We start from the raw sequence: 17,832 nt of genomic DNA, 5'->3' as shown, positions 1-17,832 counted from the left end.
TATGGTTGGGGAGACGTATCGAAATGGTTTTACGGCAATCAGTCAAAAGAATCCCCACAGAGCGCCTTAGCGCGTTACTTACCATGAGTGAGAAACCGCACCAGAACTTGGCCATCATTGGCCACGTCGACCACGGCAAAAGCACGCTTGTCGGACGACTCCTGTTCGAGACAGGATCCGTCCCAGAGCATGTTATTGAACAGCACAGAGAAGAAGCCGAAGAAAAAGGCAAAGGTGGATTCGAGTTCGCCTACGTGATGGACAACCTCGCCGAAGAGCGAGAGCGCGGTGTCACCATCGACATCGCCCACCAGGAGTTCGACACGGACAAGTACTACTTCACGATTGTAGACTGTCCAGGTCACCGGGACTTCGTCAAGAACATGATCACCGGTGCCTCGCAGGCTGACAACGCGGTGCTCGTCGTCGCAGCAGACGACGGTGTCGCCCCGCAGACCCGCGAGCACGTCTTCCTCGCCCGAACGCTCGGGATCAACGAGCTGATCATCGGCGTCAACAAGATGGACGTCGTCGACTACAGCGAAGACACGTACAACGAAGTCAAAGAAGAAGTCTCGAAGCTCCTCAAGCAGGTCCGCTTCGACGTCGACGACGCCGAGTTCATCCCGATCTCGGCGTTCGAGGGCGACAACATTTCGGACCGCTCGGAGAACACGAGCTGGTACGACGGTCACACCCTGCTCGAAGCACTCAACGACCTGCCGGAAGTCGAGCCGCCGACAAACGCGCCGCTCCGACTCCCGATCCAGGACGTCTACACCATCTCCGGTATCGGTACCGTCCCGGTTGGACGAATCGAGACCGGTGAGCTCGAAGCAGGCAACAACGTCTCGTTCCAGCCGTCCGATGTTGGCGGCGAGGTCAAGACCGTCGAGATGCACCACGAAGAGGTGCCCAAGGCTGGCCCCGGCGACAACGTCGGGTTCAACGTTCGCGGTATCGGCAAGGACGACATCCGTCGCGGTGACGTCTGTGGTCCGGCCGACGACCCACCGAAGGTCGCAGAGACGTTCAAGGCCCAGCTCGTCGTGATGCAGCACCCATCGGTCATCACCGCTGGCTACACGCCTGTCTTCCACGCCCACACCGCCCAGGTCGCCTGTACGATCGAGGAGATCAACCAGAAGCTCGACCCCGCGACGGGTGAGGTCGCCGAAGAGAACCCGGACTTCATCAAGTCCGGCGACGCCGCAATCGTGACCGTTCGACCGCAGAAACCGCTCAGCATCGAGCCATCCGGCGAGATCCCAGAGCTCGGCAGCTTCGCTGTCCGTGACATGGGCCAGACCATCGCCGCAGGCAAAGTGCTGGAAGTCAACGAGCGATAAATGCAGCAAGCACGCGTCCGCCTCGCTGGCACACACCCCGAGGATCTCGACAACATCTGCGACGATGTCCGAGAGATCGCAGAAAAGACCGGTGTCACGCTGAGTGGCCCGATCCCACTGCCGACGAAGAAGCTCAACATCCCATCGCGGAAGTCGCCAGACGGCGAAGGGACTGCGACGTGGGAGCACTGGGAGATGCGCGTTCACAAACGGCTCATCGATCTGGATGCCGACGAACGTGCGCTCCGACAGCTCATGCGTGTGCAGGTGCCCAACGACGTGAGCATCGAGATCGTTCTCGAAGACTAAGCGGTCTCCGGTACCGAGCGGTCGCGGCTCGTTCGTCGACCTGCGACCGAACTCCGCGGCGCTAAGGCGTCCCGCGCCTCTAGACTTTTCATTTGTTTTATACTGGTGAGCCACAGGTCCGTTTTTGAGGCTGGTCGACCAAGCAACAGTATGACGCGGAGTCCCACCCTGGAGACCCTTAGCATCTTTATTATTGTCTTCGCACTCCAGGGGGTCGCCAGTCTCGTCGGGCTCGTCGGGTTGTTCGTGCTCGCCCCACCGATCACCGCTGACCCCTGGACTATCGTGACGAACGTGTATGCCCACGCCTCAATCGGCCATCTGATTTCGAACAGCCTCGCACTGCTGCTCGCTGGTTTGCTGGTCGAACGCCGCACAACGCGCTGGCGATTCCACCTGTTTTTCCTCATCGTCGGTGCGCTTGCGGGGATCACACAGGTAGTGTCGACTGGCTTGCTTGGGCCCGGTACGGCGGTCCTGGGCGCGAGCGGGGCGGTGTTTGGACTGTTTGGCTACCTGCTGGCCGGGAACGTCGTGACGGCCTCGTTGTTGGATCGTGTGCGACTCTCGCCACGGGCGCAGTTCGCGCTGTTCGGCCTGGCGGCGTTGGTGGTGACGGTGGCGACCGGTCGACCGGGCGTCGCGCTGGTGGCCCACTTCACGGGGCTATTTCTGGGCTTGCTGGCGGGCGCAGTCGGGCTGTTGGATACGTAGGGCGAAACAGAAACTACAAGTGCGGGAGTCGACTTTCTTCGGGTGCGGGCTCGTAGATCAGCGGTAGATCGCTTCCTTCGCAAGGAAGAGGCCCTGGGTTCAAATCCCAGCGAGTCCATTTCTGAACGCAGTGAAGAAATGGCGAACTTAGCGTTCGCGTAGCGAACGCGTGGATTTGAAGCCCTACCAGTCGCGCGCAGCGTCAGCGAGCACGTCTGGTTCTGGGTTCAAATCCCGACGAGTCCAGCGTAAGCATGGATTTGATGCCCTACCAGTCACTGAGGAACTCAACAGATAGCCCGACCCGTTCTGCGAGGTCACGAGTGCGGCTTTTTTTACCCCGTATATTAAGCGATGTGTGCAGGTAGTAGCCGTTTATTAGCCCGTATGGGACCCTCATTTCGTCACCATCGGGATGGTTTGGCTCGATATTGATTGTACAATTCTTGCGAGCCTGCGGCGGAAAGTGTGGCACGTCGACTGCATCTATGAGGCCATGTTCGGCGATCAAATAGACGACTGCCGCACCCATGTTCTGATTCTGTCTCGTATGGATCACAGCCCCGCGTTCAGGAATCCGCTTCCCGTCGGAGACCTTGATCACGTATCCCTGCGTCTCAGTACCATTTTCTTGGGGGGTCAGTGTCCGAATCATGGGGTGACGTTTCGGAGTCTGCTGGTGGTGCCTCACTCACGAACTGTCGCTGTTCTTGAAGCACCGAAACGAGATTCTGCACGAACTCACGACACTGTTCTTCGAGATCAATCGTTAGCTCACCGACTTCCGATTCGACTGCCCCGGTGATCGCGTCGGTAACGCTGTCTTCGTTGTCCTGGAGATGCCGAATCGCTCGGTTCGTCTGTCCCACCTGTTCTGCGATCTCGTCGGATTTCCCCGACCGGATCGATTCCTTCGTGAGCAGCTCCAACACACCTGGGCTTTCGGCGAGGTCGTCGAGATCAAATTGCACGACAGAGACCTCTTCGCCGCCGTTCTGCTGGTTCTTCGTCAGCACCTCGAAGGATTTCCCGTTCGTCAGAATCCCCCAGTCGACGTCGAGTTCTTGTCGTATATAGCTCCGCAACTGCTGGACCTCGCTATCGGTGAGCTTTGACCGAACCGGCTTGGCCTCGACGAACACGACTGGCGAATCACCGATGAGGAGCGCGTAGTCGACGTGTGTATTCCCGGTTGCCATCGGAATGGTGTATTCGAGAGCGACTTCCGTAGAGTAAAGATCCCAGCCGAGCAGTTCTAAAAACGGCTGGACGAGTTTGACCTTCGTATTTTCCTCGTCCATCTGTGGAGAGGATTCGATGAGTTGCTGGCAGCGGTCGACGTACTCATCGTTCCCGTCTCGATCCATTGTTAGAGTATGTTCAACGAACCGTTTTAAAATAACGCAAACAATGTAATTCTACCAATTTGGTAGAAGTCTGTTAGATACTGCTTACCAGTCGACAACCGCGAATTAGCATTACCCGTCTGCTTGCCGACAGCCCAGCCAATGCGCTATCTCGAAATTACGATCCCCGAGGGTCGTCGTCGGGCGGTTCTGTCGGTCCTGGACGACGCGGGCATCAACTACGTCATGAGCGACGAAACCAGCAGCGAGCGATTCAGCGACGTGGTCCGATTCCCCTTGCCGAACAGCGCGGTCGAGTCGATCCTGGACAAACTTGCCGAGGCCGACATCCCCGAATCCCGCGTGATCGTGATCAACGCCGAAACCGTGATTTCCGAGGAGTTCGGCGCGGTCCGCGAGCAGTACAGCCAGGGCGGCGCCAAGGGCGAACGCACCTCTCGGCAGGTCCTCCGCGCGAAGGCCGACGAGTTCACGCCCTCGCTTTCGATCTACGTCATCATGCTGCTGATCAGTGCCGCGGTCGCCACCGCTGGCCTGCTGAGTGATTCTCCGGCCGTGGTCGTCGGTTCGATGGTGATTGCGCCACTGCTTGGCCCCGCGCTGGCCGCTAGCATCGGTATTGTCACCGGCGACGACGCCCTCCGCTCGGAGGGGTTTCGCTACCAGGCCCTCGGCGTTTCGGTCGTCATCGCTGCCTCGGTCGCACTCGGATTGCTCGCACGGCTGGCCGGGCTCGAACCGGCTGGCGTCGACATCGTCCTCGTGGCCGAACTCGAAGAACGCGTTTCACCCACCTTGTTCTCAGTGCTCGTCGCACTCGGGGCGGGCGTCGCCGGAATCTTGAGTCTGACTCGCGGCTTTTCGGAGGCCATTGTGGGCGTGATGATCGCCGCCGCGCTCATCCCACCGTCGGCCGCCGTCGGAATCACCGCCGCCTGGGGGATGTACGGCGCGACACTCGGCGCGTTCATTCTCGTCATCGTCAATCTGCTGTCGATCAACGCCGCCGCGCTCGCGACGCTCTGGGTCGCGGGCTACCGCCCACAGGGACTGTTCGAGGTCTCGCCCACGCGCCGGTCGACCTACACCTACGCGATGGTTTTCGCCGTGGGTCTCCTCCTGTTGACGGTTCCGCTCGCCGGAATCACGCTCAACGAGTTCGAGACGACGCAGTCGGAAGCCGCTGCGGAGGGCGCGGTTGCCGGGGTTGTTTCTGATTCCCAGTACGATGCAGTGATCGAATACGACGTGGAGATCGTCCGGGCGGACGACTACCCGATCCGATCGGTCGACAGGGTAATCGTCACGATCCGCGGGCTCGACCCCGGCCCGGATGCCGAGCTCACAGACCGGATCTACGAGTCGATGGCCGCTGAAATCGACGAGCCGGTGCGTGTCGAAATCCAGTACGTCGTCGCCGAGGAGCGCGGCGAGGGCTCGACCGACGAGGTGGTTCCACAGCCACCCACCGGCGAGTAGTTACTTGCCCAGCAGTCTGAGTACGACTGATGCCAAGAGGACGAGAATCGAGGCGATCATCGCAAAGGGCGGGACAGGGACGAAAAACAGGACGATACCGAGCAGAAAGCCAATCGTGCTGAGTCTGACCATGTGGGCTATCCGGTCGACATCGGCAAAATCACTGTGGCCAATCAGTCGACAGTCGGCTGAAGATGAGAATCAGGCGTCGACGCCGTGGATTCGCTCGCGTTCGTCGTCGTCCAACTCGGCGATCTCCTCCTCGGAGAGCACCTCCAACCCACGGTTGTTGATCGCATGGGGATCCAGATGGATCTCCTGCATATACTGTTTGTACAGTCGCTCGCAGGTCTCGCCGTCTTTTTGTTTGTCCGAGGCCCGATCACAGAGCTCGATGAGGTTCTCGGGTACGTCGTTTTCGTGGACGATCCAGTGGTTGATGAGATCGGAGAGTCGACGGATCGGGCTGGTGAAATGCCCGTAAATATCGAAGTTCAGCGCGTGGTGGCCGCCGAAGGGGTCGTTCATATATTTCGCGCGTGGCATGACTTTCAGCACCGCCCGCTGAATTTTCCGAAGCGCGCGGCCCGGTGACTCTTCGAGGGCGGCGTTGACCGCCTTCCGGGGGTCGTCCCACGACCCACCGGGGATGCTGACGCCCTCCAGCTCCTGGATCTCTCTGAGCGCTTTGTTCCACTGGTCGGGTGTCGGCTGGGGGTGGACGCGGTACATCGCCTCGACGCCGCGGCCCCACATCAGCTCGTGAGTGACGGCCTTGTTGGCTTTCAACATACACTCTTCGACGATGGTGTGGGCGCGATCCCGCGAGGGATTGAGGACAAGCGAGCCATCCTCCTTTCGTTGCTGGTGGAGCTGTTCGGCCAACTCGAAGACGAGCGCACACTCTTCGCCGAGCGGGGCTCCCTCCTCGTCGATCCGGTTTTCGGCTTGGGTATAGGTCATCCGCTCGTCGCTGTGGATGACCGATTTGTAGATGTCGACCTCCTCGAACGAAAGGGTCTCACGATCTATCGTCATCTCGACGGTGTGGGCGAGTCGGTCCTCGTTGGGCACGAGCGAACAGACCGTCTCGGCCAGGACGGGCGGAAGCATATGGACCGTGTAGGCCGGGAGATAGATCGTGTTACAGCGTTTGAGCGCTTCGGCCCACATCTCGGAGCCGGGATGGACGTAGTGGCTGACGTCGGCGATGTGAACCCACAGCGTGTAGTATTCGTCGTCTTCGGCGATGCTGATCGCGTCGTCGAAGTCTTGGGCGTCGGCTGGGTCGGTCGTCCACGTCGTGAGGTCGCGGAGATCCTGTCGGTGGTCGAGTTCGCCCTCGATCTCGTCGTAGACATCCTCGGTTCGTTTGCGGGCTTCGACGAGTACGTCGCCCGGAAAATCGTCGCGGAGTTCGAACTCCTCGAAGAGATCCTCGCGTTTGGCCGCCAACTTGTCGGCAATCGACTCGGTGACCCTGACCGGCCCTTGGCCCTCGGCCGTTCCGGCGTGGGCCTGTTCGTCTGACATACGTTGGCTAATGAGGGTTGGATAGAAAGACGTGTCGGGCGCGGTAGCTGTTTCGTCCCTCGTACCGCTGACCAACCGAGACCCAAGCGACTAACTCACACGGCACACGTCGACCGCCATGTCCGACTCACAGCAACCGGGCGATGCTGTCAGGCCGAGTCCCCACGTCAGCGAGCTGCTCGACGAACTCACACGCGACGAGAAGCGCTCGCTCGTCTGCGGCGCGGTCGACCCCGCGGGCAACGCAACCGGCTACCTTCCGGGCGTCGACCGACTCGATATTCCCGAGCTTCGACTGGCAGACGGCCCGCTCGGAATCCGCACCGAACGCCCGGCGACGGCGTTTCCGGCCACCATTGCACTCGCCGCGAGTTTCGATCCAGGACTCGCCCGCAAACAGGGCCGAGCGATGGCTCGTGAGGCCGCCACCCGCGACCAGGACGTGTTGCTTGCGCCCGGTCTAAACATTATTCGCGTCCCGCACTGTGGACGGAACTTCGAGTACTACAGCGAGGACCCAGTCGTCACGGGCCGGTTTGCGGCTGCCATGGTCGACGGGATCCAGTCCGAGGGCGTGATCGCGACTCCGAAACACTTCGTCGCCAACAACCAGGAGACCCGCCGTGCCCAGATCAACGCCGCGGTCGACGAGCGGGTGCTCCGTGAGTTATATCTCCGTGGCTTTCGCGAGGCCGTCGACGCCGGAGCGGGCGCGGTGATGACCGCCTACAACCAGGTGAATGGGACGTTCATGAGCGAACACCAGGAGCTTGTCCGCGAGGTGCTCAAAGCCGAGTGGGGGTTCGACGGCTTCGTGATGTCCGACTGGTTCGGCACCGAGTCGGCCATTCGCGCTGCAACCGGCGGGCTCGACGTGGAGATGCCCGGTACGAGCCTGGAAGAACAGTTCGAGTCGATGGGCATTGACCCTGACAGCGTCGCCGACGAGATGGATCCGGCTATCGCCGAGGGGATGCCCGACGTCGACAGCGGCGGGCTGTTTAGGGACGATCTCGCCGCGGCGGTCGCTTCGGGCGAGGTTCCCGAAGCACGGCTCGATGATATGGTCGCCCGCGTCCTCGGCCAGATGGAGCGGTTCGGCTTGCTCGATGTGGACGACAGCGGTGCGGATTCAAGTACCGATCCAGGAGACGTTGACGACATCCCAGCACACCGCGAACTCGCCGAGCAGATCGCAACCCGCGGCACCGTCTTGTTGAAAAACGAGGCTGCGTTGCCGCTTGATTCGACCGCCGACGTTGCCGTGATCGGCCCGAACGTCGACGAGGCGATTCTCGGCGGGGGTGGCTCCTCGGAGACGACACCGTTCGCCCAGACGAGCCCTGTCGAGGGAATCCGCGCCCGCGTGGACGGGACGGTCGACGTTGCACATGGGATGGACAGAATCGAGCCGGTGTCTCTGTTCGACGGTCTGCTCGACGAGGAAGAACCGGCGGATGACACGGTCAGCCGAAGCGACGCACGGGCCGTCGACGACGCGGTCGACGCTGCCCGCGCGGCCGATGTCGCGATCGTGTTCGTCCGCGATACGGCAACCGAAGCCGCCGACCGAGAGAGCCTCGAACTGCCCGGCAAGCAGGACGAACTCGTCGAGGCGGTCGCCGATGCCGCCGAACGGACGGTCATCGTCGTCAATTCGAGCGGGCCGGTCGAACTCCCGTGGCGAGAGGCCGTCGACGCCATCTGCGCCCAGTGGTATCCCGGCCAGGCCCACGGCGAGGCCATCGCGGCGGTGCTGTACGGCGACTGCGACCCTGGCGGTCGGCTCCCAGTGACGTTCGCGCCCGCCGAGGCGTATCCGACGGCCGACGAGCGCCGCTTTCCCGGTGTCGACGGCACGGCCAACTACGACGAAGGCCTCCTGGTCGGCTACCGGCATTTCGATGTGACCGACGTAGAACCAACCTACCCCTTCGGTCACGGTCAGTCGTACGCCGACTTCGAGTATCGGGAGCTGACTGTCGACGACAGCGACGAGCCCGCGGTTTCAGTAACCGTCGAAAACACCACCGACCGCGACGGGATCGAGGTCGTCCAAGCCTACGTTGGTCCAGAGAATGACGGTCAAATGACAACCGTTGATGGGCTCGTTCGTCCACTGCGTGAACTCGCTGGTTTTGCGGCCGTCGAGGTTCCTGCGGGCGCGAGTCGAACGGTCGACCTCGATCTCGATGAGCGTGCGCTGGGTCAGTACGACAGCGAGAGTGGCTGTACGGTCGATCCCGGATCGTACTCCGTCAGCGTCGGTCGCTCGTCGGCTGATAGACGCCTACAGCTGACGCTCAACCGATTCGAGAGCGAGCGTATATAACAGCAGTCAGCCGTGTACAGGGGGTTTAGAACTCGGTTTCGTCGGCCTCGGGGTCGACAGCCCGCAGATAGCGCGCGAGAAACTCGGAGCGTGAGAGCCCCGTCTCTTCGATACGTTCGAGTGTCGATTCAAGATTACCACGGGGCTGGTGACACAGTTCACGGAAACACCCCTTGCAGAAGTGTTCAAACTGCTTGTCGTGTCGCTCCCACCGATTTCCCTCCTTGTCGTACTCACGGGCGTCCGATCGGGCCACAGAGTCTCCACAGGCGGGACACGTCACCGTGTTTTTCCCCCGGTTGTGCCGGGTGCTCCACATAATAAATGATGTATTGGTACCGACCCACTTAGCGTTTGTTCCTCCCTGTCTGACGGGAGTATGACGACGCTGGCGGCGGTTTTGTCTATACGACACCAGATATGTCGTGGCCACGAGCGGTTGCTGGTCCAGAACGGTCGTTTTATTCGGTCGGCAGGCCACGGTTCGGTCATGCAGGTCAAATCGAGACACCACCTCCGCAGCGATGCGATCTCGTCGTTGCAGGAGTCGCTCGCCGAGACGTTCGGTTCCGAAGTGGACGGCGATAGCTACGAACTGGTCGAGTTGAGCGACACGGATTTCGATATCGTTCTCGTCGACGGCGAGCAACTGATAGCCGAACTCGACGGCGAACCGTTTCTCACCGTCCACGGTGCAAACGAGTTCCCGCCCACCGAGTCGGTGGTCACGGTCGACGCCGGGGCCGTCTCGTTCGTCTCGAACGGCGCGGACGTGATGCGACCCGGCATCGTCGAGGTCGACGACGGAATCGAGGCCGGCGACCTCGTCGCCATTGCCGAGGAAACACATGGCAAAGTGTTGGCGATCGGCCGTGCGCTCGAAGAGAGTGAACAGATGGTCGGCGACGTGGGCAAAGTCGTCGAATCGATCCACTACGTCGGCGATGAGCTGTACACGTTTTCGGTCTGACCGGTTTCGTTACCGACACTGCCGCAGCAGTTCGAATCGATCACCACCCGATTCGCTGCCTCTGGCCAGCGGATCAACTGTTCGGACGGCAGGATTCGATTCAACGGCCGAACTGAGCGGCTCAGCCACGTTTTACTGGATCTCTCGAACACAGAACGGAGCATCATGCCAGCATCAGTCGACTCGTTGGCAAACTACCGTCAGTAGGCAGTATCTACTAATCGGATAATAAATGGCTACTTATTTGCAGGAAGGTACTACCTATTCGTAGTCAGTGACTACTCGTCCGACGCACCAGCGTCTGACGTAAGAACTAATGTTCAACCCCGTCGCATACTGTCTATGGGTATCATGAGCAAGATTCTCGGCGGCAGCGATCAGCGAACTGCCGAGGATTACGTTGAACTGGATATGGATAGCTTCGAGACGACAGCCGGTGGCGCAGGCCCAGCGGTCCGCATTGCCGAAGTCGGTGGTCGACAGGACGTTATTCCGATCAAAGACGCCGTCTATGACGGCGATCTGGTTATCGCCGACATCACACGCCACAGCACGAAAGACCGGACAGTCGAACACATTATCGACGAACTGCGGCAGGTCGCCGAGGAAGTAAACGGCGACATCGTCCAGAAGGGAGACGACCAACTCATTATCACGCCAACAGGGATCAAAATCTCGCGTGAAAAACTCTAAGACCGGAACTGGTGAAAGTCCAGCAGCGGCGTCGTTTGGTGGTCGAATCAGAGTTTAGGCGTCGTAGGCCTCTTGAGCCTGATCGGTGGTTTCAGCGGCATCGACGTCCCGGTAGATCGAGCGGTACTGCCAGATCTTTCGGAACAGATAGAGGCCGAACACGCTGTCAAAGATGATCACGAAGACGAAAAACGATGCCAGCGAGGGCAGCCCCGTGATCGAGCTGATCGCAAACGATCCGATCCCGACTGTCGTGTTGTAAGTCGCGTGGATGACCGCCGCGATAAGCAGCCCTTTGACGATAATCGGGCCACGGTTGTCGGGGTTGAACTTGGCGAGCCCCAGATAGTAACCCGCGATTGCCGAGTAGATGACGTGTCCCGGCCCCGCGAGTGCACGCACGGCCGTGATATCGCCCCCGACAACGATGGCTCCGAGACCGAGGCTGATTTCGGCCAGCTCACCCGCCTCCTGGAGTTGGGTAACGATGTACAGCGAGTTTTCGATCGTCGCAAAGCCGAGCCCGGAGATCGCGCCGTACACCGCGCCGTCGACCACAGAGTCGAAGCGGTCGTCAGTGTAGGCGTACAGTCGCACCGCGAGCAGTTTGACGGTCTCTTCGCCCGGGCCGACAATAAGGAAATAAAACAGCACAAGCCCAACTCCACCCAGCGGCGCAAACAGATCGCGGGCAAACGTATTGATAATCGCCGCGAACGTCGCAAAGAGAATCGAGAGAATGAACGTTGTGACGAGCAACGAAAGCGGTTCGCGCGTCGTCACATCGGAGTAGTAGACGTAGATCGTGAGCCCCAACGCAGGTATCACCGAGAGTGCGGTCAACAGCCCGATGGCGGGCTCGGTAAAGGCACTCAGTCCACCGATTCCGACGAGAATGACGAGCGCAAGCAAAATGACGAACCATTTCGCTGCACGTGTCAACAGCCAGTAGAGTGCAACAGCGGCGCCGTCAATCGACGTTCGTTCGTCCCAGGTCGCAACGTCGTAGAGGTCCCTGGTCTCGTCGGCTGCCGCTTCGACTGGATCCCGACGCTCGCTCATATCCCAGAATCGACCGCGAGTGACTAAGGTCTTCGCGATACTCCGACTGACAGCCAGAACGGAGCGAGATTAGACCGCTCGACCGGCTTCACTCGTGCCGAACAGAAAGGTTCCCAGACTCAACAACAGTGCGGCTACGGCCAGCAAGCCGAGCACGAGCGTGCTTCCGTCAGTGCCGAGAGCCGGAACAAACAACAGTGTGCCGACGACCATTAGTCCGACACCAACAGCCGCTTGATTCGGTACGTCTACCATATAGCGTCGACAGAAGCGAACGATATTGAGCCTTCTCCTTCAGTCGACGCGGAGTGTCGAACCAATCGACTAGTTGAGTAGGTCGACCAAGTCAGGAGCCGACTAGTTAACCGATCGACCGGTTTTTGAGCCGGTCGACACCCTAGGACCGCTCAGTCGACGATTTCGGCAGGCGGTGTCTTTTCGCCGGCCGGAACGACGACCTCCAGCCAGTTTTCTTCCGGCGCGATCGGACAGGCAAACGTCTCGGCGTAGGCACAGAACGGATTGTAGGCGAGATTGAAATCGAGCGTGACCACATCACCGTTTATCAACTCGGAGTCGGGCTCCATCTCCATATATCGCCCCCGAGCGTAGGTCTGCTGGCCGGTCGTCTTGTCGCGGAACGGAATAAAGATCGTCCGTCCGTCAGCGTTTTCCTGGCGGTAGCCAGCCAGCTGTTGTCGCTCGCCACGGAGTTCGAACTCGAAGATCACCGAACGGAGATACCGGATTGGGGCGCCAGCGGTCACGTCGAGTTCGATCGGGTCGGGATTTCCGTACACCCGAACGCGGGCCGGAACACGATATGCAGGATCCGGTTCGAAGTACGCTAACCCCTCGAAAGAGTCGCGGTAATCAGGGTTGATCGGCGACTGCGGATGCTCGGTGAAAAACTCGTCCTTGTCGGCACGCATCTGCCGGACTTCTGCCATCCAGCGGTCGGTGTCTGCTGGTGGCTCGCTATCTGAATCTGTCATTGCTGATCCTCTATTCCGAACGAACCTAACCCCATTGAAACAGCGGGTAGTGGCCAACCACTCAGCAACCCAACGCACAGCTTATCGATGGTGTGGATGGCCGACGACCAGTGCGATGATATTGATCACCAAGAGGAGGACAAACGTCTCCAGTGAGAGTCGAACAACGTCGAGCGTAAACAGTGGCAGATAGCTAAACGGAAGGGCGACTGCTGTCCAGAAGGCAATACCGCGAGCCGAAGACCGCAACGCAGTCGACACGGGGAACCGTTGCACCAAGCGAGTGAGGCGGGCAAGCGAAGGCGGGAGCGACATCAGTGGGACCACCGCGTATGAAACTTGTGGCCAGCAACAAATACCCCGGAGAGCGTTTGGTGAGCTTGTGACTGTTGCAGCGATAGTAGGACCGGAATACTGTCTCCCTCATCGCGCTTGCTGGTCACACTGATACGCCGACATGAGGGGTGTACGACGGTAGCCAGTGAGTACTGGAGGCTACACCACCGAATCGGGAGCGTTTATTCGAGTCGACACAAACAATCTCGTATGGCGGATCTCAACCCGATTGCAAAACGGATACACAACGTGACGCCGAACCCGATTCGACTCACGCTCGATGATGGAACTGAGGGTGTGTTTCGGCTATCGTGGACGGAGTTCTTTCAACAGGAGTTCCAGGCTGAAGGAAGCCGAGATGGTGACGATGCGGCGTACAGATTGGTATCAAGCGAGGATTACGAGTCGATTCTGGTCGGCCGAAAGGGTCCCGACGACGATGAGTGGTCGATGATTGGGACGGTTGTCGCAGCTGAGGCCGCTGATTTCGAATAACCGACTCTGCAGACCGAATACCTGCTCCCAGTCGACTGCAGAGGCCTCGACCAGGGTGGACGATTCGTGTGTTTCACCATCGTAGGAACCTCCTACTTCAAAATAGGACACACTTACTTCGGGAGACAGCGCTGAGAGATGCTGGCCGAGTACGGTCAGTGTTTGTTGACGGCTTCGACGAGATTGAACGCACACGTGATCTTCTTTTGGGCGGTCGACAGGTGGTCCGAAAGGAGACGCTCGGAGATGCCGAGTAGCCCAGCAGCGGTTGCCGTATCGAGATCCGCGATCCGACAGAGTGCGTACGCCTCCTCCTGGCGAAGGGTGAGAATGCGAACCTCTCCGAACGCGGCAACGTTTCGAAGGAACTCACCCAGTTCGGTGAGCGACCAGACGCTGCCGTTGCGCTCGGTGCGGTGGATATACTTGCCAATGGTTTCAGCCGACAGTCGACACGCGACTTCGATGTTGTGTACCGATTCGGGGTCGGTCGTTTCGACGATCAGATTGTTCGGAACGTGCCAGTAGAGATGGGTGTTGTCTTTTAATCCAATCTCCAACGCCCCTGAATACTCTCCCGACGTGATCCGGGTGGGATCTGTGTGTCCGGATCCCTGCGTTACCATGTGGAAGATACTGTTCAACTAATGCATAAATATATGCAGTAGCTTCGTAATCGGAGAGTTAGCTGTCCTGTGCGTCGACAACGGCCACGCCAGCGAGATTGACGATGTCTTTGACCTCGTCGCCACGCTGGATCACGTGAACCGGTTTGTCCATTCCGACCAGCATGGGCCCGATGGCTTCGGCACCCCCGAGTCGCTGGAGCAGTTTGTAGCCGATGTTCCCGGATTCTAAGTTCGGGAATATCAGGACATTTGCGGGGCCGTCGAGCGACGAAAAGCCGTAGGTCCCCTCAAGAATCTCCTCGACGACGGCGGTATCGGCCTGCATCTCGCCGTCTACGAGGAAGTCGACTGTCGAGTCGGCGTGAAGTTCCGAAACAGCCTCTCGAATGACCGCCGTCGACTCGTTTCTGACACTGCCGAAGTTGGAGTACGACAGCATCGCGGCACGTGGCTCGACGTTGAATCGGCGGGCCAACTCGGCAGTGTGTTTGGTGATTTCGGCGAGGATTTCCGAATTAGGGTTCTGATTGACGGTCGTATCCGCACAGAAGACGACCTGGTTTTTGAACGTCAATAGATAGACTCCGGCAGCGTAGTCGGCGTCTTCGGCGGTCCCGATCACCTGTAGCGGTGGACGCAGCGCCGAGGGATAGTGGTGAGTCAACCCGGTCAACATCGCGTCGGCGTCTCCCATCTCGACCATCACGCTCCCCAGATAGTTCGTATCTCGTGCGATGAGTTCGGCGGCTTCCCCGCGGGTGATTCCCTTTCGGCGTCGAAGCTCGTAGAGCCGGTCGGCGTACACGTCGAGGCGTCGCTCGTCGGGGTCGACGACCTCTGGATCGAACGAGAGCCCGAGCCGGGCGGCGATACGGCTGATCTCCTCGTGGTCGCCCAACAGGACCGGCTCGGCGATGCCTTCCTCTTCGAGCTGATAGGCCGCCCGGATCATCTTCTCGTCGGTCCCTTCTGCGAGCGCGACCCGCTTGGGATCGCTTTTGGCCTTGTTGAGCACGACACGCATCATTTCACGGGATTTACCGAGTCGGGCTTCCAGCGTCTCGGCGTAGCGCTCGGGGTCGACCTCGGTTCGAGCGACACCGGTGTCGACCGCCGCTTCGGCGACTGCGGGTGCGACCTCGAACAGCACGCGCGGATCGAGCGGCTTCGGAATCACGTAGTCGGGGCCGAACTGCAGCGGCTGGTCGCCGTAGGCTTTGACGACGGCGTCGGGAACGTCCTGTTTGGCCAGATCGGCCAGCGCCATCGCCGCCGCGCGCTTCATCTCCTCGTTGATGTCGGTCGCCCGCACGTCGAGCGCGCCACGGAAAATGAACGGAAAGCCGAGGACGTTGTTGACCATGTTCGGGTAGTCCGAGCGGCCGGTCGCAACGATCACGTCGTCATCGCGGGCGGCTTTGGCGTCCTCGTAGCTGATCTCGGGGTCGGGGTTGGCCATCGCGAAGATGATCGGATTGTCGGCCATCGACCGAACCATCTCCTGCGAAACGATCCCCCCGACCGAGAGGCCGACGAACACGTCTGCGCCCTCGAGCGCGTCCGAAAGGCTTCCCGCCTCGACGTCGCGAGCGAACTGCCGTTTGTACGTGTTGAGTTCATCAGCCCTGTCGGCGGTGATGATCCCTGTGGAATCACACATCGTGATGTTGGAGCGATCGGCACCGAGCGAGACGTAGAACTCGGCGGTGGCGATCGCCGACGCACCTGCTCCGGAAAAGACGATATCGAGATCGGCAAGCGATTTATCCGTTATGTCGACCGCGTTGAGCAGGGCAGCCCCGGAGATAATCGCCGTCCCGTGCTGGTCGTCGTGGAACACGGGTATATCTATTCGGTCGCCGAGGCGTCGCTCGATCTCGAAGCATTCTGGTGCTTTGATGTCTTCGAGGTTGATGCCACCGAACGTCGGCTCCATGGCGGCGACTGTCTCGATCAGTGCGTCGGGGTCGTCGAGAGCCAGTTCGATATCGAAGACGTCGATGTCCGCAAACCGTTTGAAGAGTACGCCCTTTCCTTCCATAACTGGTTTGGACGCCTGCGGGCCGATGTCACCGAGTCCGAGCACCGCCGAACCGTTCGAAACGACACCGACGAGGTTCGCCTTGGCCGTGTAGTTGTAGGCCTGGTCCGGCTCATCGGCGATATCCAGACACGGCGCAGCCACACCTGGCGAGTAGGCCAGACTCAGGTCTCGCTGTGTGTTGGTCGGTTTCGTGGTTGCGATTTCGATTTTGCCCGGGGGCTCGCGTCGGTGGTACTCCCGTGCGTCATCATCAAGTCCCATACCAAGCGATTCCGTGGCCGGCTGAAAAAGCTATGTATGCATCGACTGTGTAGATCTCGTATGTATCGACTATTCGTACAAAACCGTAGCCAGAAGTCGCTTTTAGACGGCCGTCGACGTCTCGGTATCGGTACCGTTGGTGGTATCCGACGGTAGCATTCGCAGTTCCTCGTCGGCAGTCCCCAACATCGAGAGTTCGTAGCTCATGACGTAGGTCAGTACGATGACTTTGATAGGGAGGTACAAAACGAGTGCTACGAGCAGCGTTATCAGCGTTACCAAACCGACAGCGACGAGCCCGAACGTCGATCCCAGTGCAGCGCCGACCCCACCGAACCCGACGCTGGCGACGACCAGACCGACGAGCGCGCCAATCGTGCCAACGATGCCGAACACGACCAACGCGAGAATCGACTGACCGATCGAGATCGCCAGCAGCAACAGGAAGTGGACGACAACGTAGACGGCAAACTGTGCGAGATTCGATCGGAGAACCGGCCAGAATCGCCGCCAGCCAGCCACCACGCCGGAGTCAGTCGACACCATCGTCGGAGCGACGAACTCGGTTGTCGCTCGCATCGTACTGAAATACGCGAAAAGCCACACCACGCTGAACACCGCGGCGGCCAGCGTTCCGATGACCAGCGCTGTACCGCTCAACAGCTCGCTCGCCACAACCATCACTGCCAAAATGATGAGAACGAGCGGGACGACAAAGACGATGCCAAGAATAAATTTAAAAATGAACAGTCGGCTGGCCTGCCCGAGTCGTCGACGCGCTGGCCCACCGAGTCGAACCTGTTGGGTTCGAAGGACGTCATACACGACGAGCCGCAGAGTTTCCGAAAGGAGTCCCAAAAGCAACACCACAAGCAAGAGACCCACGATAGACGCGATTACCATCGGATCTGTCACCGAAAGGTCCGAAAAGAGTTCGGCCCCGGGCTCAGGTCGTGGGCCGTCGTCTGGGAGCTCCGCTGGAATGTTCATCAGGTTGGTGAGCGATGAGACGCCTCCACTGCCCACACTGACGAAGAGCGAAACCAGTGCGAGCTTGAGCCATCCGACCGGTCCGATGGAGGATAAAAACGAGCGGGTCGCATCAATGGCATCGTCGACGCTATCAATTGCGTACCACAGCCTGTCCAAGAAACACCGACAGAAACGTCAGATTCTGTAGCTCTTGAGCGTTCATCACGGCAAATTTATCTAGCTGAAAACACTATACTGCGTAAGGATTTACTCGTGACGTTTAATTTTATCC

At 59.7% G+C, this 17,832-nt stretch carries 20 protein-coding genes and 1 tRNA gene; 9 read left to right on the top strand and 12 right to left on the bottom strand.

Features of this window, described 5'->3' with window-relative positions; genetic code table 11:
* Nucleotides 1-83 precede the first annotated feature (83 nt).
* From tuf to O2S87_RS11735, 4 genes are all read left to right on the top strand, one after another.
* Complete coding sequence (gene tuf / locus O2S87_RS11750) at nt 84-1,349, top strand: translation elongation factor EF-1 subunit alpha (RefSeq protein ID WP_475408982.1); 1,266 nt, start codon at nt 84-86, stop codon at nt 1,347-1,349.
* Nucleotides 1,350-1,658 (top strand): 30S ribosomal protein S10, encoded by a 309-nt coding sequence (gene rpsJ, locus O2S87_RS11745; protein WP_475408981.1) that lies wholly within the window; start codon nt 1,350-1,352, stop codon nt 1,656-1,658. It begins immediately after the preceding gene.
* A gap of 150 nt (nt 1,659-1,808) precedes the next feature.
* Nucleotides 1,809-2,372 (top strand): rhomboid family intramembrane serine protease, encoded by a 564-nt coding sequence (locus tag O2S87_RS11740; RefSeq protein WP_475408980.1) that lies wholly within the window; start codon nt 1,809-1,811, stop codon nt 2,370-2,372.
* 46 nt (nt 2,373-2,418) lie between these two features.
* Nucleotides 2,419-2,490, top strand: a tRNA-Ala gene (locus O2S87_RS11735).
* A gap of 150 nt (nt 2,491-2,640) precedes the next feature.
* Here O2S87_RS11735 and O2S87_RS11730 read toward each other — a convergent pair.
* Both O2S87_RS11730 and O2S87_RS11725 read right to left on the bottom strand, forming a co-directional pair.
* Nucleotides 2,641-3,027, bottom strand: coding sequence for a hypothetical protein (locus tag O2S87_RS11730; protein WP_475408979.1), 387 nt, complete (start codon nt 3,025-3,027; stop codon nt 2,641-2,643).
* Complete coding sequence (locus O2S87_RS11725; protein WP_475408978.1) at nt 2,990-3,739, bottom strand: type I restriction enzyme HsdR N-terminal domain-containing protein; 750 nt, start codon at nt 3,737-3,739, stop codon at nt 2,990-2,992. The genes O2S87_RS11730 and O2S87_RS11725 overlap by 38 nt, the downstream gene beginning before the upstream one ends.
* Before the next feature lie 141 nt (nt 3,740-3,880).
* On the opposite strand from O2S87_RS11725, the gene O2S87_RS11720 reads away from it, so the two are divergent.
* Complete coding sequence (locus tag O2S87_RS11720; protein WP_475408977.1) at nt 3,881-5,218, top strand: TIGR00341 family protein; 1,338 nt, start codon at nt 3,881-3,883, stop codon at nt 5,216-5,218.
* Here O2S87_RS11720 and O2S87_RS11715 read toward each other — a convergent pair whose 3' ends face one another.
* Together O2S87_RS11715 and O2S87_RS11710 are read right to left on the bottom strand one after the other, a co-directional pair.
* Nucleotides 5,219-5,350 carry a transporter gene (locus O2S87_RS11715; RefSeq protein WP_475408976.1) on the bottom strand — a complete coding sequence of 44 codons (132 nt, stop codon included), beginning with the start codon at nt 5,348-5,350 and terminating at the stop codon, nt 5,219-5,221.
* Nucleotides 5,351-5,419: 69 nt separating this feature from the next.
* Nucleotides 5,420-6,751 carry a ribonuclease catalytic domain-containing protein gene (locus O2S87_RS11710; protein ID WP_475408975.1) on the bottom strand — a complete coding sequence of 444 codons (1,332 nt, stop codon included), beginning with the start codon at nt 6,749-6,751 and terminating at the stop codon, nt 5,420-5,422.
* A gap of 118 nt (nt 6,752-6,869) precedes the next feature.
* On the opposite strand from O2S87_RS11710, the gene O2S87_RS11705 reads away from it, so the two are divergent.
* The gene (locus O2S87_RS11705; protein WP_475408974.1) at nt 6,870-9,083 is read left to right on the top strand and encodes a beta-glucosidase; all 2,214 of its coding nucleotides are present in this window, start codon (nt 6,870-6,872) and stop codon (nt 9,081-9,083) included.
* 25 nt (nt 9,084-9,108) lie between these two features.
* Here the strand turns inward: O2S87_RS11705 and O2S87_RS11700 are convergent, their stop codons facing one another.
* Nucleotides 9,109-9,402, bottom strand: a complete 294-nt coding sequence (locus O2S87_RS11700) for a DUF7562 family protein (RefSeq protein WP_475408973.1) — start codon at nt 9,400-9,402, stop codon at nt 9,109-9,111.
* 171 nt (nt 9,403-9,573) lie between these two features.
* On the opposite strand from O2S87_RS11700, the gene O2S87_RS11695 reads away from it, so the two are divergent.
* Together O2S87_RS11695 and O2S87_RS11690 are read left to right on the top strand one after the other, a co-directional pair.
* Nucleotides 9,574-10,053 (top strand): RNA-binding protein, encoded by a 480-nt coding sequence (locus O2S87_RS11695; RefSeq protein WP_475408972.1) that lies wholly within the window; start codon nt 9,574-9,576, stop codon nt 10,051-10,053.
* Between the two features lie 342 nt (nt 10,054-10,395).
* Nucleotides 10,396-10,746, top strand: coding sequence for a cell division protein SepF (locus O2S87_RS11690; RefSeq protein ID WP_475408971.1), 351 nt, complete (start codon nt 10,396-10,398; stop codon nt 10,744-10,746).
* Between the two features lie 54 nt (nt 10,747-10,800).
* Here O2S87_RS11690 and O2S87_RS11685 read toward each other — a convergent pair whose 3' ends face one another.
* The 4 genes from O2S87_RS11685 to O2S87_RS11670 all read right to left on the bottom strand — a co-directional run bounded on the left by O2S87_RS11685 (nt 10,801) and on the right by O2S87_RS11670 (nt 13,118).
* Nucleotides 10,801-11,808: a PrsW family intramembrane metalloprotease gene (locus tag O2S87_RS11685; RefSeq protein ID WP_475408970.1), complete on the bottom strand. Its 1,008-nt coding sequence runs from the start codon at nt 11,806-11,808 to the stop codon at nt 10,801-10,803.
* Nucleotides 11,809-11,877: 69 nt separating this feature from the next.
* On the bottom strand, nt 11,878-12,063 hold the full coding sequence (locus O2S87_RS11680) for a DUF8178 family membrane protein (protein ID WP_475408969.1): 186 nt from the start codon (nt 12,061-12,063) through the stop codon (nt 11,878-11,880).
* Nucleotides 12,064-12,215: 152 nt separating this feature from the next.
* Nucleotides 12,216-12,803, bottom strand: coding sequence for a DUF1684 domain-containing protein (locus O2S87_RS11675; protein ID WP_475408968.1), 588 nt, complete (start codon nt 12,801-12,803; stop codon nt 12,216-12,218).
* Between the two features lie 81 nt (nt 12,804-12,884).
* Nucleotides 12,885-13,118, bottom strand: coding sequence for a DUF8028 family protein (locus O2S87_RS11670; protein WP_475408967.1), 234 nt, complete (start codon nt 13,116-13,118; stop codon nt 12,885-12,887).
* A 231-nt stretch (nt 13,119-13,349) separates the two neighbouring features.
* On the opposite strand from O2S87_RS11670, the gene O2S87_RS11665 reads away from it, so the two are divergent.
* Nucleotides 13,350-13,634: a DUF8072 family protein gene (locus O2S87_RS11665; protein ID WP_475408966.1), complete on the top strand. Its 285-nt coding sequence runs from the start codon at nt 13,350-13,352 to the stop codon at nt 13,632-13,634.
* Between the two features lie 155 nt (nt 13,635-13,789).
* On the opposite strand, the gene O2S87_RS11660 is transcribed toward O2S87_RS11665, so the two are convergent.
* From O2S87_RS11660 to O2S87_RS11650, 3 genes are all read right to left on the bottom strand, one after another.
* Nucleotides 13,790-14,260 carry a hypothetical protein gene (locus tag O2S87_RS11660; RefSeq protein WP_475408965.1) on the bottom strand — a complete coding sequence of 157 codons (471 nt, stop codon included), beginning with the start codon at nt 14,258-14,260 and terminating at the stop codon, nt 13,790-13,792.
* 58 nt (nt 14,261-14,318) lie between these two features.
* A complete protein-coding gene (locus O2S87_RS11655; RefSeq protein WP_475408964.1) occupies nt 14,319-16,568 on the bottom strand; it encodes an NADP-dependent malic enzyme in 2,250 nt (749 codons plus the stop codon).
* A gap of 102 nt (nt 16,569-16,670) precedes the next feature.
* The gene (locus tag O2S87_RS11650; protein ID WP_475408963.1) at nt 16,671-17,717 is read right to left on the bottom strand and encodes a DUF7544 domain-containing protein; all 1,047 of its coding nucleotides are present in this window, start codon (nt 17,715-17,717) and stop codon (nt 16,671-16,673) included.
* Between the last annotated feature and the right edge of the window lie 115 nt (nt 17,718-17,832).

Source organism: Halohasta sp. A2, from assembly GCF_056175805.1.
The sequence above is the reverse complement of the archived record's forward strand: the minus strand, read 5'-3'. Positions and strand labels throughout refer to the sequence as shown.

Excerpts from the sequence above, each read along its gene's own strand:
- tuf (WP_475408982.1), top strand. The coding sequence starts at position 84 with ATGAGTGAGAAACCGCACCAGAACTTGGCCATCATTGGCCACGTCGAC.
- rpsJ (WP_475408981.1), top strand. The coding sequence starts at position 1,350 with ATGCAGCAAGCACGCGTCCGCCTCGCTGGCACACACCCCGAGGATCTC.
- O2S87_RS11740 (WP_475408980.1), top strand. The coding sequence starts at position 1,809 with ATGACGCGGAGTCCCACCCTGGAGACCCTTAGCATCTTTATTATTGTC.
- O2S87_RS11730 (WP_475408979.1), bottom strand. The coding sequence starts at position 3,027 with ATGATTCGGACACTGACCCCCCAAGAAAATGGTACTGAGACGCAGGGA.
- O2S87_RS11725 (WP_475408978.1), bottom strand. The coding sequence starts at position 3,739 with ATGGATCGAGACGGGAACGATGAGTACGTCGACCGCTGCCAGCAACTC.
- O2S87_RS11720 (WP_475408977.1), top strand. The coding sequence starts at position 3,881 with ATGCGCTATCTCGAAATTACGATCCCCGAGGGTCGTCGTCGGGCGGTT.
- O2S87_RS11715 (WP_475408976.1), bottom strand. The coding sequence starts at position 5,350 with ATGGTCAGACTCAGCACGATTGGCTTTCTGCTCGGTATCGTCCTGTTT.
- O2S87_RS11710 (WP_475408975.1), bottom strand. The coding sequence starts at position 6,751 with ATGTCAGACGAACAGGCCCACGCCGGAACGGCCGAGGGCCAAGGGCCG.
- O2S87_RS11705 (WP_475408974.1), top strand. The coding sequence starts at position 6,870 with ATGTCCGACTCACAGCAACCGGGCGATGCTGTCAGGCCGAGTCCCCAC.
- O2S87_RS11700 (WP_475408973.1), bottom strand. The coding sequence starts at position 9,402 with ATGTGGAGCACCCGGCACAACCGGGGGAAAAACACGGTGACGTGTCCC.
- O2S87_RS11695 (WP_475408972.1), top strand. The coding sequence starts at position 9,574 with ATGCAGGTCAAATCGAGACACCACCTCCGCAGCGATGCGATCTCGTCG.
- O2S87_RS11690 (WP_475408971.1), top strand. The coding sequence starts at position 10,396 with ATGGGTATCATGAGCAAGATTCTCGGCGGCAGCGATCAGCGAACTGCC.
- O2S87_RS11685 (WP_475408970.1), bottom strand. The coding sequence starts at position 11,808 with ATGAGCGAGCGTCGGGATCCAGTCGAAGCGGCAGCCGACGAGACCAGG.
- O2S87_RS11680 (WP_475408969.1), bottom strand. The coding sequence starts at position 12,063 with ATGGTAGACGTACCGAATCAAGCGGCTGTTGGTGTCGGACTAATGGTC.
- O2S87_RS11675 (WP_475408968.1), bottom strand. The coding sequence starts at position 12,803 with ATGACAGATTCAGATAGCGAGCCACCAGCAGACACCGACCGCTGGATG.
- O2S87_RS11670 (WP_475408967.1), bottom strand. The coding sequence starts at position 13,118 with ATGTCGCTCCCGCCTTCGCTTGCCCGCCTCACTCGCTTGGTGCAACGG.
- O2S87_RS11665 (WP_475408966.1), top strand. The coding sequence starts at position 13,350 with ATGGCGGATCTCAACCCGATTGCAAAACGGATACACAACGTGACGCCG.
- O2S87_RS11660 (WP_475408965.1), bottom strand. The coding sequence starts at position 14,260 with ATGGTAACGCAGGGATCCGGACACACAGATCCCACCCGGATCACGTCG.
- O2S87_RS11655 (WP_475408964.1), bottom strand. The coding sequence starts at position 16,568 with ATGGGACTTGATGATGACGCACGGGAGTACCACCGACGCGAGCCCCCG.